Source organism: Streptomyces echinoruber (assembly GCF_014651135.1).
GTDB classification, from domain to species: domain Bacteria; phylum Actinomycetota; class Actinomycetes; order Streptomycetales; family Streptomycetaceae; genus Streptomyces; species Streptomyces echinoruber.
Genome location: NZ_BMWH01000012.1, coordinates 145,984 through 160,121, shown reverse-complemented (window position 1 = coordinate 160,121; position 14,138 = coordinate 145,984). Strand labels below are relative to the sequence as shown.

Sequence of the window (14,138 nt, the reverse complement as noted above, 5' to 3'; positions counted from 1 at the left end):
GCCAATAGGCTCTCTGGGTGGCCGACGACCTTCGCCAGCAACTTGCTGCATATGACCGCGCCGTGTCCCTGGCTCGCGAGACGTATTGGGGCATGTCCTCCGACGAGCGAACAGTCAGGGCTATCGCCGGGAAACAGCTTGCCGAGCACGCCCCCAGCAACCGCGCTGAGCCGTTCTGCGACGGATGCGACGGAGCCCCCTGGCCGTGCAGCATCGCCCTGGGCGCCATCAAGTATGCCGATCCGCACTACAACTGAGCCGTCACATTGGCCGGTTGTTGCTCGTACGTGCCCTTCGCCAGGTCTGCATTCCCGCCGGTCACGAGCGTCACTCGGGGGTATCGCGAGGGAGACCTGGCCACCCCATGTCACCGCTCTGCCGGCCGGGATCAGCCCTGGCTTCGGTTCAACTAGTGGCTCTCGCTGAGGGGTGGGCGCCTGTCCGCGACGGCTGGCGGCATGCCTCGCCCTGTCGTGGTGCTGTGCAGCCAGTGGCAGGTTTTCCTCTCAGGTCGGCTCAGGGTGATGAGGACGGCAGTGTGGGTGTCTTGCGGCGCGACCATGAACTGGGGGTGGGCAGGTTGCCGTTGACGACGATGGCTGCGACGAGGGAAGGCGCCTCGGGGTTGGTCAGTCCGTGGAGCGCCGGCTGAAGGGTGAAGAGGTAGTTCTCCGGAACGCCGACGGGTGAGGCCTTACGGCTCATGTCCAGGATGCAGAGGATCGACAGGCGTGCGCCGTCGGCGGCTGCGTACTGCGTGGGCTGACCCATGTACTTGGGGGCTCTCTCTCGGGTGACCGGGGTGTTTCGCTCGACCTTGAGTTCGGCGGTGATGCCGTCGTGCCGGACGTCGAGGTAGCCCAGAGCAAGGGGGCTGCCCCGCTCCAGGCGCCCGCCGAGTTCCGGCTCTGCCTGCAGTTCCTTGTACAGGTCGTCATGGAACTTGCGTTCGGTCACGTGGCTGCCGCGCTTGTACTGCTTGTTCCACGTCATGGTGAGCCCGGTACGGCAGATGGCGGTGAACAGGCGGCAGAAGGCCTGGAGCTGGTCTTCGTCGTAGCCGGCCCGGTGCAGATTTTCGTAGAGGGCGAGCAGCCGTTCGTCGAAGACGGGGAAGCTGGTCAGGAAGTCGCGTGAGGCGTCGAAGGGCCGGAAGCGGATTTCGCGGTGTCCGGCGGCGTCGAGGCTCTGGGTGACCGGCTTGCCGTCCCGGGTGCCGCGCCAGCGCAGCTGGACCGAGAACGGCGGAGCAGGGCTGCCGGCGGGCAGAGCAAAGCGGAGGATGAGGGTGCCGGTGGCGCTCAGTGTCACCGGGCCGTCCCCGCTCGGCAGGCGCGGCCAGAGGTAGGTGGGCGTTTCCGCCTCGTTGGGGGTGAAGTGGCTGAGGAGTTCGGCTTCGAGGGTCTCGGCCCAGTCGGGCCAGGGGCCGGTGCGTACGTCAAGGCGGAGTTCGTAGACCGTCGAGGGGCGCAGGACCTGCGGGCCGGTGATGAGGCGTCCGTCGACGCTGGCCAGTACGACGGCAGCGGCTGGCTGGTCCTCGGCGGGCCGGGCGTCCGGCAGCTCGTGATCCGCGGCCGCCGTAGCGGAGGGGAACGGTGTGCGGCGTGGGCCATGCGCGATCACCAGGGGCAGGGGCAGGGCGGCCCAGTCGGTGAGGAGGTCTGCCACACCGCTGGCGTCGGTGAGGGCCTGCGCCCGCTTGAGGGCGGCCAGCAGTGGTCCGGCCAGCGGGTCAGCGTCCGTGAATCGCTTCTCCAGCTCGGTGGTGGCGGCGGCTGCGCGTCGGCGGGCCGCAATGGTCAGCGCGGTCATCTGGGTGGTGTCGGCGTCGAGTTCGGCCGCATCGAGCGTGAGCAAGAAGGCGGCCACCTCGCACAGCCTGGCGAAGCACCGAACGTAGGCGGCGGTCGCCGTCGCTTCCTGGGACTGGCCCCTGAGGGTGTCTGCGGTGGCGCGTAGTCGGGCTGCGCGGGCACGAAGTGCGGCGGCTGGGTCGCTGCCGCCATGTGTGCGGCGCTGATCTGCGTCGTGCTCGTCTGTGCCGGTGGCCGGTACCAGTGCGTGGCCTGTGAGAAGGCTGCGGACCATCACCCGGGTGCGGGCTTGGTCCGCCAGGGCGCGGGCATCGCTGTCTGTGCCAAGAGCATGGGCGGCTTGCGTCAGCGCGCGGGCGGCCGCATCCGTGTCATCGACGTCCGCTGCGGCTGCGTCGAACGCGGCTGCAGCGGCGATCAGCGAGGTCAGGGCACGGTGAACGGTGAAGGCGGGCTCGTCCGGGGTCGCCTCGAGGACGGCGTTCATGATGGTGGCGGCGTCTCCCGGGCGGGCTGCCCGCCAGGCGACTTCGGCGTATTCGGCCGCACCGAGCACCTGGTGCGGCCCGAGTTCGAGAGCAGCCGCCTGCAGGTCCTCCACGGACAGGCCGGCCAGGCCCGGGCCGCAGTCCAGCAGTGCGCCTAGTTCCAGGTTGTCGTGCGTGTTGAGCCGATCGTTGATGCGCGGGTCGCGCACTTGGCGCAGACGCAGCTGGGCCATGGCCGGGGTGGTGGCGGTTTGCGGCAGCCAGTCACGGCTCAAGGCATCGCGCAGGTCGTAGCCGTCGAGGTCGGCGGCGCGCCGGAGGATCTCCTGTTCCGTGTGGATCCTGAGGGCTTCGTTGCCCCGGGAGAGTCTGGAGGCCGCCGCCATGGCCTTCTTGACGATGTCCGGAAACCGGGCGACGTCGACGTGCTCGCAGACCGACAGCGCATAGGCCAGCAGAGAGGCTGTGTCCTCGGTGCTCCAGTCCAGACGCAGGGCGGTGTCGAGGACACCGTCGATGACACCTAGGTAGGGGTCAGTGAGCAAGGCCGGCAGGAGGTCGGAGATGCTGGAGGGCAGTTGGTGGGCGCGGCCGATGTCCGCCCAGGCGGTCAGCGCTGCCGACCGTGAGGCTACGTCGGAGTCGACGACGTAGGTGTGCAGCAGCGGGAGGATCATCCGCAACAGGCCGGGGTGGTCGCCGTGGCGTCGTCCGAGCGCCCCTAGGAGCGGCAGCAGGCGCGGCACGATGATCTGTCCGCGCTGGCTGTCGCGTTCGTCGGTGATGGTGTCGATGACTGCGCTGCACACTGCCGTCGCGTCGATGGTGGCGATGTGTTCCAAAGCGCGCAGGAGCCTGCCGATGCTGGATGCCAGAGACTGCCGGTAGGACATTCGTTCAAGGAAGCGCAGCTCCGGCAAAGCTGGTTCGGGGGTGGCCAGGAGCGGGGCGGGGGTGGTGTTCGCCGCTTCCAAGGTGTCGATGGCTGTCAGGGCCGCGCCCAGGAGGGCAGCAAGCTGTGGGTGGGCCCAGGCCGGGTGGGTCTGGGTCAGCTGCTCGATCAGAGTCGCGGCCGGGACGCGTACGTCGTCGCCCCAGTCACCCCCGACGCGGGTCAGACACGTGGAGAGCAGATACTCAAAGACTGTCCGCTGCTGGCTCTCATCGAGCTGAGGATCACTCGCGGTGCGGAACCTGTACTCAGGGTCAATGAGGCGGCTGGCCTTTTCCAGCACGCCGAACAGGCGCTGGCGCACGGTGTCTCCGGCTGTGCTGCCGGTGCGCTCGAGCTGGGCGGGCACGTCACCCACCTCTAGGACGAGCAAGGTGGCGAGAGACCTTTGGACCGTGCCTATCGGTGCGGGATCGTTGTGGTGGTCGCCGTCAACGCCCAGATTCAGCAGCATCGACGGCGCGAGCGCGCCTGCCACGTCCGGGTGGGTGAACGCCAAGGCCTGCACGGCGGCCGCGGCAGCACGCCGATCAGTCTCCAGCTCTCGTCGTACCTGAGGGGTGGACCGCACTCCGGGCGGAACCACCAGTGACTCGGACGGTCGTGGGGCCGGCAGCATGCCGGTGAGCACAGTGGCCACGGCGTGAGGGGCGGCTCCAGCTGCCACACGAAGAGCACTGGCGTCCCCGGTGCCGCCTTCATGGAACCCGAAGCGCCGACTTTGCGGCTCCGCGAGGTACACCAGGGACCGGATCACTGGCCCGTCGCACTGGTCTGCATCGCAGGGAGTCAGCAGGTCGGTCAGGCAGCGGCCGGCCTCCTCAACAGGGCCGCGCCGCAAGGTGTCCAGGGCCGCTCGCAGGACATTCGCTGCGTACTCGCTGCGGCTGCGGGCCACGTGCCGCAGCGGCGTCAGCAGCTCCGAGACGTGGACGTCAGCCACCAGGTCCAAGGCCAACGCCACCACCTCGGCGGTGAAGGTCTCCGGCGCCCGCTCCGCCAACGCAGTCAACCGCCGCAGCGCACCGTCACAGGCCTCTCGATCCCGTTGCGCACCAGGCTCCTGGTCGAGGACACCGATATCGTCCAGAGCACTGGCCATCGCTGGATCCGATGACGCCTGCACACCCCGACGGTGCTCGGCACGCTGTTGCCACGCACGGTGCCGCCTTGCCGTTTCCGCTCGTTCGGCCTCCTCTGCTCTGGCCGCGGCCTCTTTGCGTTCATCCATGACCGTGGCGAGGTTAGGCACGTCGCCCGTCGGACGGCGGTAGGAGCAGCCCACGCAGTGCTGTTCGTAGAACTCCCCAGCAATCCAGTCCAGGTTCGCGCTGGCACCGCCATGCGCCACCAGGCAGCCCACCTGCCGCGTGTTGATCGGCAGGCCGGTGGCCGCCTCGGCCATCCCCTGGCCGCCGAACTCGGTGAACGTCATGTTCAGACAGTGACGGCGGGCCATCTCCATGGTCACGGCGTTCTTACGGCCGGTCCGCACCGCATCATCGAAAAAATGCTCTGCCTGGCTGTGCACCCCACCACTGTCTCAGGCGCCACTGACAACGCCGTCCGTCGCCCATTGCGGCCTTTACGCTTCACGCTGTCTGCCCGCGCCGCCTTCCTCCCCGGGTCGTCCGGCGGCCCCGCGCCACAGCGTCCGTGCCCCTGCACGTGGATGAAGGAAGCGGAAGCACCAGCAGAGTTCCACCGGTACTCGGCGACACCATTGTGCCCGGTCGCTGGCCGTATCAGGGAGCCGGTAACCGACTGCACGGTGGAGCGTTGCCCAGGCGGGGGGCAGCGCGCCACCGGCGCGACGATCCGGTCGATTCACGCACGCTGTTGTCAGTCCCCAATGCAATGATGCCTGCGTGACGGGACAGGCGAGGATTGTGGTGTGGTTGCTGGCGGTGCTGTGCGGCCTGGCGGCGGTGGGGCTGGGTGTCATCGCGGCCGTGGCCGATCTCGACACGGCAGGTCAGGTGGCGAGCGTGGCTGGTTCGGTCGCAGGCCTGGTCGGGGTTGCGCTGAGTTGCTACACGCTTCTGCGGCCGTCTGCAGCCGGCAGCCATGGGACGGCTGCGACAGCGGCGGGAGCGCGATCCGTCGCGGCTGGCGGCAGCATCGGCCGAGCGGTTACCGGCGATCGCGTCACTCTCACCACACCCCCTGCGGCACCACCGGCAACAGCAGGGACTTCCGGTTCGGCACAGGCGACGGGTGAGCGAGGCATCGCGGCAACCGGCGGGATCGGCGAGGCCATCACCGGAGACGAAGCGCGCGCATGAATCCGTGGCGGAGGAAACCCGCAGCAGCTCCCGGACCGCAGAGCTCGCCTGCTGACCGGCATTCCCTGGTGCCTAATGCTGGCGTGGCGGCGTCTGGACTGCGCTCTATTGCGGCCTCCGGGAGCATCGGCGCAGTCACCACGGGCGACTACAGCCCCCTGACGGTCAGTGTGTACCCGCCCGCTCCGGCGCCGACCGCGCTTGCATCCCTGCCTGCTGCGCCCTCAAAGCTCAGCGGCCGGGACACAGAGGTCGAGCAGGTTCTGTCGGCCCTGCGGCCGCCCGCCATGTCGCCGCATCGGGACGCGTACTACTCAGGGGCCGGGCCGATCGCGGCCCCGGCTGCGGATGATGTCGTAGCGCCCGTGCTGGTGACCTCGGTCGCCGGGCTTGCCGGTGTGGGCAAGACGGCACTTGCCCTGGCCTGCGGGCATGCCGCCACTGAGGCCGGCTGGTTCAGCGGCAGCCTCTTCATCGACCTGCGTGGATACGACGAGAGCCCGGTTCAGCCCGGACAGGCTCTGGAGGCACTCCTGCGGGCCCTCGGCGTCGACCCGGCCGGTGTTCCTGCACCGGCTGAGGAACGGGCGGCGTTGTACCGGTCCGCACTGGAAGACCGGGCCGACCAGGGACAACGTCTGCTCATCGTGGCCGACAATGCCGCCAGCGCCGACCAGGTCCGTCTCCTGCTCCCCGGCAGCCACCGGCACCAAGTCCTGATCACTTCCCGGCACACCCTGCCGACACTCAACGCGCGGCTCGTGGATCTTGCCGTGCTCAGCCCCAAGGCGGCGGTGGCACTCCTGCGGCATGCCCTGCAGCAAGCCAACCCCACCGACCAGCGCGTCCTCGAGGCCGGAGACGGCGTCGAGGAACTGGCCGGCCTGTGCGGGTACCTGCCGCTGGCTCTGCACATCAGCGCCGCCCTGCTGATCCTGGAACCCGACCAGACCGTCGCCGAGCTCGCGGCCGAGCTGGCCACGGCCCGGTCACGACTGAGCCTCCTGGACGACGGAGAGCGGGCTGTCCGTGCCTCCTTCGATCTCTCCTACCGTCGGCTTCCCCTGGATCACGCCGAACTCTTTCGCCTCCTGGCACTCAACCCCGGTCCCGACATCGGCCTTGAAGCAGTGGCAGTCCTGGCGGCCCGCCCGCTGCCGGCCATCCGCACCATGCTCCGCGCTCTCGTCCAAGCGCACCTGCTCGATTGCGTGAACAGACGCTGGTCAATGCACGACCTCGTCCGCGACTACGCCACCGAACTCGTCCATGACACCCAGCAGGCCGCAGGAAACGGTGCTCGAGGAGAAGACGCGCCGGGTGTGGCAGGAACCCACGCTCAGGCACGCAACCGGCTGCTCGAGCACTACACCACAACCGCCCTCGCGGCGAGCGCACACCTCACCACGAGGGCGCACTCGTCCGCGCCAGGCAAATTCGCCGATCAAGATGAGGCACTGGCCTGGCTGGACAGCGAGCGTGTCAATCTCACCGCGTCCGTGGCCGCCGCAGCCACCATCAGGCAGCAGAACGTCGCTCTCCAACTTCCGGTGATCCTCTACGACTACCTCATCTGGCACGGGTACTTCGATGACTTGATCGCCGTGACCACGATCGCGTGCGGCATTGCCCACCAGGCGGGAGCGCTCGCCGCCGAGGCAGGAGCATGGAACAACCTCGGCATCGCCCTGACCGAGGCCTCACGCTATGAGGAGGCTGTCCTCGCTCATAGACGAGCCGCCGACCTCTTCGCCTCCATAGACAACCACAACGAACGCGGCAAGACACTCAACGGGCTCGGCTCGGCCCTACGCGGTTCAGGGAAACCCGCCGACGCACTACAGATCCACCAGGAAGCCCTGGCAGTCCAAAGGGCCTCCGGAGACCTGCAGGAACAGGCAGCGGTACTGAACAACCTGTCCCTGGACCACCAGGAACTGGGAAACGTCGCAGAGGCGTGCACCGCAGCAGAAGAGGCCGCCTCGCTGTTCCAGCAACTCGGCGACACCACCAACGAAGCGAAAGCGCTGTGCACAGCAGCATTCGCCCTCCAGGCATCGGGACACTCCAAGGAAGCACAGGCGGTCTGCGAGCGGGCCATCGAAGCCGCCAGCCGCACCCTGGGCAATCCCCGCGACGAAGCGGCGATCTTGATGACCTGCACCGAACTCCTGACCGACTTCACGCCACAGCAGCAGATCACCTACCTACTGCAAGCCCAAGCAGCGTGCGAACGCGCTAACGCCCACGACCTTTACGCGCACGCGCTGTGCGCTATCGGCCGGGCATGGATCACCGCGGGCGACAGGAGCCAGGCCGCCACTCATCTCACACGAGCAGCAAGCATGTTTGAAGACCTCGGCCTCATCAGCGAAGCGACCGATGTCCGGGATCTGCTCGCGTTGCTCCAGTCCTGACCCAGCCTCGCATCACGGCGCCGAGGCCCTCAGCGCCGCCTCAAAGGCAGGGCCGATCAAACGGTCAGCACCTCTCAAAGACGCTCAGACCCACCTGGCACCCGCCAGCCACGCGACAGACCCCTGCCGCACTAACCACCTAAAGATCAAGTACAGCACGAAGACGCCTTGGCCTCCAAGCCAAAAAATTATTGAGTCGGAACTATTGAGTTGCCTATTCGAGGGTGTAGCGGACGTGGCGGGCGTGGAAGTAGCCGCGGACGATGCGGGGTTGGTTCTGGCGGCGGTGGAGGAACCGGCGGGTCTCGTGGGCGAGGTCGTCGGCTGAGCGGGCGCGTGCGGCGTGCACGTGGCGCTTGACGTCGGCGTTCAGCAGCTCGTCGGGGTTGAGTTCGGGGCTGTATCCGGGCATCAGGTGCAGTTCGACGCGTTCACGGTTGGCCGCCAGCCAGGTGGTCACGCTCTTGCCGCGGTGGACGGGGTGCCGGTCGGCGATCACGTGGACCTTGCGGCCGGCCTGGCGGGCGAGCCGGTCCAGGAACGTGGTGAAGGTCTTCGCGGTGAACTTCCCGGTGAACACGGTGAAGTACAGGGCGCCGCGCGCGGCGATCGCGGACATGATGTTCACCTTGAAGCGGCGGCCCGAGACCCGCACGACCGGAGTCTGGCCCTTCGGGGCCCACGAGGTGCCGGGCGGAGCGGTGTCCGACCGCAGCCCGCACTGGTCCGCCCAGGCCACTGCCGCGTTCTCCGCCTTCGCCCGGGCGGCGATCGCCGGGTACTCCTCCTTCAGCCAGGCATCCACCTTCGCCTGGTCCTGGCGGTAGGAGCGGCGGTCGGGCCGTTGCGGGGAGAAGCCGTGCCGGCGCAGCCACGTGCCCACCCCGCGCTCGGCCATCACCACCCCGGTGACCATCCGGATCAGCTCGGCCACCAGGGCCCGGGTCCACAACGGCCCGCCGATCAGCAGCTCCTCGGGCGTGTAGTCCGCCATGGCCTGGAACAGCGTGCCCCGTTCCTCATCGCTGATCAGCTCCTGCGGTCCGGGGCGCCGCCTGCGCCGCACCGCCAAAGCCTCCCGGCCGCCGCCGCGGCAGGCCCGCCACCAACTGCCCACCGACCGCTCGCTGACTCCGAACAGCTCGGCCGCCTGCCGGTACGTGCGCACCGCGCCCGATTCCAGCGCGGCCACCACCCGCAGCCGCACCACTTCCCGCCCCGCCGGCGCCACCCGCCGCAGATCCCCAGCCCCAGTCACACCCCATCAACGAGACAGGCAACTCAAAAATTCCGCATCAATATCTCTCTAATTACGACATCCTCTGTCTATTCACAGCACCACAGGTGAGAGGCTCGGCCAACCTGCAAGCCTGCAACGCTCTAGACAAACCACAGCAGTTCAGACGCCATACCAGTCATGATCACAATGTCATCTTCGAACTCTAAGCACAGCAGGCCACCAGCACTCTCATGTCGTAACTACGCCGCAGACCGACACCCAGGCCCCGGGCCTGTCCTCCAACGAGGTCCCAAGGCCGTTCCGTTGGCGGCCTGGACTCTCGTGCGAGGTTCTCTCGGGGGTCCTCGGCACGAAGCCGGCCCGTCGCGGCCGCGGTATCGCAGGAGCGAGCGCCTCCCCCTCGTGACCGGCGAGTCCACGGCGGCGGTGTATCACCCCGCCGTGATCCGTCACCCGGTGCTCTTCGAGGAGGGGCCCTGGAGCGGGATGCGGAGGTCGAGCACGGCCCCGGTGGCGGCGACCGGTGTCGCGTCCAGTTTCTCCAGGACATGGAGCATCGGCTTGTTGCTCGCCACCACCGCGGCGGCCAGCGTGTGGTGTCCCTCGCGGCGGGCAACGGTCGCCGCGTGTTCGGCCAGCGCGGTGCCGAGCCCCTTGGCCTGCCATGCGTCCTCGATCAGGATCGCGAGTTCCCCCACCCCTTGCCGATCGGTGCGCATGACGTTGGTCATGGCGATGATGTGGTCCGTGCGTTCGGCCGGAGTGGTCACCAGTGTGGTGCCGCGCTCCGGGCTGGACAACTGACGCCATTCGGCAGGTGAGAGCCCGGACTTGCCCGCGTGGTACCGCAGGGCTCGGCTGCCCGGTGAGCAACGACGGTGCAGGTCCTGGATCGGCGCCAGGTCGGCGGGGGCCGCCTTCCGGGTCCGGGTGGCGGTGCCGTCGGTCAGCGTGATCGAGTGCGCGGCGTCTCGACGGCCGGCGTCGGGCATCGACGTTCTCCTCACATTGCGATCGTGACTACTGTGCGCAGGCCCCTGGAGGCAGCTGCGGCCTTGTTTCCGCAGTAGTCTTTTGCCGCCTTCAGGCCGGCTCAAGAGGACTTCGCGCCATGTTGATTGCGCTCCGCTCATGCCACACCACGGAGCGGAGCGAAAATACGAAGGAGTCGTGACCATCGTCGACGCCAATGCTGAGCTTTGCTCGCGCCATCGCTCAAGGATTTGCACGGGGAACCGCCCGGGCCTGGCTGACCGGACAGGCCGATGAGTGTCCGCGCCCCGCGTGAGTGATCCGCTTCCGAGTGGGTGGGCACACCCCGCTCAATCCGCTGGTGCATCGACAGGGCAGGCAGCACCTGGTCCGCCACCGGGTGGACGCGCCCTTGGGCCACGAGCGTGTGACTCGACGCGGTCGTCCGCGAGCCGGCGGGGGCCGCGGGCGGGCTCCACGACAACGCACTGTTCATTGAGGGGTGGGGGCATGTCCTGGTGCACGTGCCCGTCGCCGCGCCCGTCCCGGCCGCGGGCCGGGTCCGCAGCATCGAGCTGCCGGAGGCGGAGCCGGCGGTCGCCGTGCATGCGGGCGCCCACGACGCGATCGACGTGACCTACGGCGAGCTCGGCAGGTGGGCGGCGGACCACGTCCTCGCCGTGGCCGGGCCGGTGCGCGGAACCTACCTCGTCGGCCCGCGCGACACCCCGGCTGCGGCCGCGTGGCGGACGGAGATCGGCCGGCCGGTGGTCCGCGTCACCGGCTGACTCGGCCCGAGCTTGTCCCTCAGCTTCCGGCTGTGCCGTGGCGGGTGGTCGACGGCGCGTTGCGGCTGAGCTCCGCGAGGTGGGCGTCCAGCGGCTGGAGTCGCCCTGGCAGGGGTTCCCGAAGCTTCCACCACCGGATGGCCGCGATCTCGTCGCCGGGGTGGAACGACCGTGAAGCGTCAGTGCCGTGGCCGGTGAACAGGGCGCCGTATTCGGCGCGTCGGCCGGGTGCCAGAGCGAAGCGCGCGAAGCCGACGAAGCGGAGCTGCCCCTGGGGTGCGTGGCGGGTCTCCTCCAGCAACTCGCGCGCGGCCGCCTGGCGGGGAGTCTCACCGGGGTCGATCCGCCCGCCCGGCAGTTCCCAGTTCCGCCGGAACCGGTTGAAGGCCATCAGGACGCGATCGCCGTGCCACAGGGCCACCAGCGCAAGGGGCAGGGGCGCGTCACGAGGCGGCTGGTCTTCCGCTCCCGGGATGAAGGAGACCAGGGCGTTGCCGCGCTCGTCGACGGCAAGCGGCGGAGAGGGGAAAGCGTCCACCTCGACATGGTGCCCGTCCCGCTCCGGAAACAGCCCGGCTCGTGCGTTTTCACACCCACGCGGTGTCTCGAACCGGTTCGCTCGGGTGGGTGTCCGCCGGACGTCGAGGCGGCCTTCGTCGTGGTCGTGTGCTCCGGCCGAGGTGCGCGTGACCACGACGAGGGCCGTGGGGGCGGGGCTGCCGTCCGAAGCCGCCGCAGGGGAGCCGTTCGTGGCAGCCTCGGCTTTTCAAAGCGAGCCGTATGCGTGTCCGACCGTGCAAGGCGATGAGCTGTTCGCGCGAGGGGCGGGCCCCCGGGGTGAGCCGGGGGCCCGCGATCGGCCGGTCAGCAGGTCGAGTTGGTCTGGGTGAGGAGGCCGAGCCGCCACGGGAGGCTGTTGTAGTCGCCGCCCGCGTTGGGGTTCATGCCCTGGTAGAGGTACTGGAGCCGGCAGGCGGGGATGGTCAGTGTCTGGTCGTAGCCCGCGCGGATCATCTCGCCGTGGCTGATGTCCTTGGTCCAGGCGCCCGCGGGGAAGGTGACGTTGCTCGCCCGTGCGAACGGGTTGCTCTCGGAGGCGGCCAGGGGCGTCCAGGAGCCGGCGAGGCTGCCCGAGGTCCAGGAGCGGAAGTAGCGCCGGCCGTCCGATCCGATGGCCTCGACGAGCAGCAGGTACTGGTTGGTGCCCTGCACCTTGTAGACGTTGCTCGCTTCGAACAGGGCGTACTTGTTGGAGTCCTGGGCCGCGATGACGGTGTTGGTGAAGCCGTTGGGGAACTGGCCGACGGTCGTCTGGGAGCGGTACAGGTGCCCGTTGTCGTCGGAGGAGAACAGGTAGCAGTTGGCGCTGTCGCAGATCACCCACATGTCGACCCAGTAGCCGTTGCCGATGTTCTGCCTGATGATGTCCGGCATCGACGAGTAGAAGTTGCGCGGTGCGCTCCACCCGTTCGGGTTGCTGATGTCGGGGTTGGTCGAGTACGAGGCGTTGCCGGTCTGGTACACGAGGTACCACAGCTTCTGCGGCGCGTAGTAGAAGACCTGCGGCGCGGCCCGGTATCCGGCGCCGATGGGCGTGCGGTCCAGGTAGTGGTGCGTGGCCGAGCCGGCCTGGGACCAGTCGCTGAAGCTCAGGTACACCAGGTTGTATCCGGAGGAGTTGGCGACGCTGGCGAACACGTGGTACTTGCCGTTGTAGTAGACGACCGACGGGTCCTTGATCCCGGCGATGTTGTGGGTGGAGTCGGGTTTCGGGGAGATCAGCGCGCCGCTGGAGCTCCAGGAGAAGCGGGAGGGAAGGGCGGCGGCGGACCGGGCCGAGCGGGCGTCGGTCCTCTGCGCCGCGGCCGTGCCGCCCAGCGCCGACAGCACCGCTTGGTAGGCGGGCTTCTTGTTGCCGGCGGCGTCGAAGAGCAGCGGGTTCTCACCGCTGCGCCAGGAGTCGCTGTCGCGGATGCCCCAGACGGTGATGCCGGTGCAGCGCGCCACGTTCATGCAGGCCCTCACCGTGTTCGCGTAGGCGGTCGACGGTGCCTGTGCGATGTCCAGTTCGGTGATCTGGATGTCCACGCCGAGGGCGGCGAAGTTCGACAGCGTGGTCTGGAAACTGGCGGGTGGGCCGCCGGTGCCGAAGTGGGACTGGAAACCGACGCAGTCGATGGGCACGCCGCGCGCCTTGAAGTCGCGCACCATGCGGTAGACGCCCTGGGTCTTGGCGTCCGACCAGTTCTCGATGCTGTAGTCGTTGTAGCAGAGCTTGGCCGACGGATCGGCCGAGCGGGCGGTGCGGAAGGCGTCCTCGATGAAGCCGTCGCCCAGCAGGTTCTGGAACACCGAGGAACGGTGCTGACCGCTGCCGCCGTCGGCGAACGCCTCGTTGACCACGTCCCAGGCGTAGATCCTGCCCTTGAAGTGGGTCATTTCGGTGGTGATGTGATGGCGCATCACGCTGCGCAGCGTGTTCGCGTCCGTGAGGGAGCCGACCCAGCCGGGCAGTTGGGAGTGCCAGACCAGGGTGTGGCCGCGCACCCGCTGGCCGTGGGCCGTCGCGTGGCTGACGATCCGGTCGGCGGGGCCGAAGTTGAACGAGCCGCGGGACGGCTCGGTCGTGTCCCACTTCATCTCGTTCTCGGGTGTGACCGCGTTGAACTCGCGGTCCAGGATCGCGGTGTACGTGTCGTCGCCGAGCCTTCCGGAGGCCACGGCGGTTCCGAAGTACCGTCCGGACTGGGCCGCTTGGGCGCCTAACGTGCCGGCCTGGACCGTGCCGGGCGCGCCGGTCGCGCCGGTCGCGGTGCCGGGCGTCAGCAGGGCGGCCGCGGCCAGCAGGGACAGCACCGAGGCCCGGCGACGGCCGAGCCGTTTCAGTGGGTTCATCGTTCTCCTCGTGCGGTGGGGGTGGGTGGTGCGATCGCTCGGATCGGTTCGGGGTGCGGACGGCTCGAACCGCGTGGCGCGGACCGTGCCGTGGAGTGCCGGCGCGGTGTGGTGGAAGAGGACGCATCGGTATCCGCGAAGTCCCGCCGGATCACCGGGGTCGTGTACTGCGCGACGGCCGGGCGGGCCGCCCACGGGACGGGAGCGGAGGCGGCCCGGAAGGCTCCGGCCGCGAGAAGGAAGGCACCGGTGACCGGGTCGGCGGCGGATGTCCGCGCCCGGCG

9 protein-coding genes are annotated in these 14,138 nt (G+C 68.9%); 4 read left to right on the top strand and 5 right to left on the bottom strand.

Annotated features, from left to right (window positions below; all coding sequences use genetic code 11):
- Positions 1–17: 17 nt before the first annotated feature.
- Positions 18–257: a hypothetical protein gene (locus tag IE225_RS16345; RefSeq protein WP_190058240.1), complete on the top strand. Its 240-nt coding sequence runs from the start codon at positions 18–20 to the stop codon at positions 255–257.
- 259 nt (positions 258–516) lie between these two features.
- On the opposite strand, the gene IE225_RS16340 is transcribed toward IE225_RS16345, so the two are convergent.
- Complete coding sequence (locus tag IE225_RS16340) at positions 517–4,788, bottom strand: hypothetical protein (RefSeq protein WP_190058239.1); 4,272 nt, start codon at positions 4,786–4,788, stop codon at positions 517–519.
- 337 nt (positions 4,789–5,125) lie between these two features.
- Here IE225_RS16340 and IE225_RS16335 point away from each other — a divergent pair, with 337 nt between their 5' ends.
- A complete protein-coding gene (locus IE225_RS16335; RefSeq protein WP_229879615.1) occupies positions 5,126–5,542 on the top strand; it encodes a hypothetical protein in 417 nt (138 codons plus the stop codon).
- 365 nt (positions 5,543–5,907) lie between these two features.
- Positions 5,908–7,959, top strand: coding sequence for a tetratricopeptide repeat protein (locus IE225_RS16330; RefSeq protein WP_190058238.1), 2,052 nt, complete (start codon positions 5,908–5,910; stop codon positions 7,957–7,959).
- Positions 7,960–8,173: 214 nt separating this feature from the next.
- Here the strand turns inward: IE225_RS16330 and IE225_RS16325 are convergent, their stop codons facing one another.
- Positions 8,174–9,217, bottom strand: a complete 1,044-nt coding sequence (locus tag IE225_RS16325; protein WP_190058237.1) for an IS630 family transposase — start codon at positions 9,215–9,217, stop codon at positions 8,174–8,176.
- Positions 9,218–9,648: 431 nt separating this feature from the next.
- Positions 9,649–10,191 (bottom strand): GNAT family N-acetyltransferase, encoded by a 543-nt coding sequence (locus IE225_RS16320; protein WP_190058236.1) that lies wholly within the window; start codon positions 10,189–10,191, stop codon positions 9,649–9,651.
- 504 nt (positions 10,192–10,695) lie between these two features.
- Here IE225_RS16320 and IE225_RS16315 point away from each other — a divergent pair.
- On the top strand, positions 10,696–10,959 hold the full coding sequence (locus IE225_RS16315; RefSeq protein ID WP_229879613.1) for a GyrI-like domain-containing protein: 264 nt from the start codon (positions 10,696–10,698) through the stop codon (positions 10,957–10,959).
- 19 nt (positions 10,960–10,978) lie between these two features.
- Here the strand turns inward: IE225_RS16315 and IE225_RS16310 are convergent, their stop codons facing one another.
- Entirely contained in the window at positions 10,979–11,497 is a 519-nt protein-coding gene (locus tag IE225_RS16310; RefSeq protein WP_229879612.1) for an NUDIX hydrolase, read from the bottom strand.
- A gap of 326 nt (positions 11,498–11,823) precedes the next feature.
- Positions 11,824–13,854 (bottom strand): glycoside hydrolase, encoded by a 2,031-nt coding sequence (locus tag IE225_RS16305; protein WP_190058235.1) that lies wholly within the window; start codon positions 13,852–13,854, stop codon positions 11,824–11,826.
- Positions 13,855–14,138 lie beyond the last annotated feature (284 nt).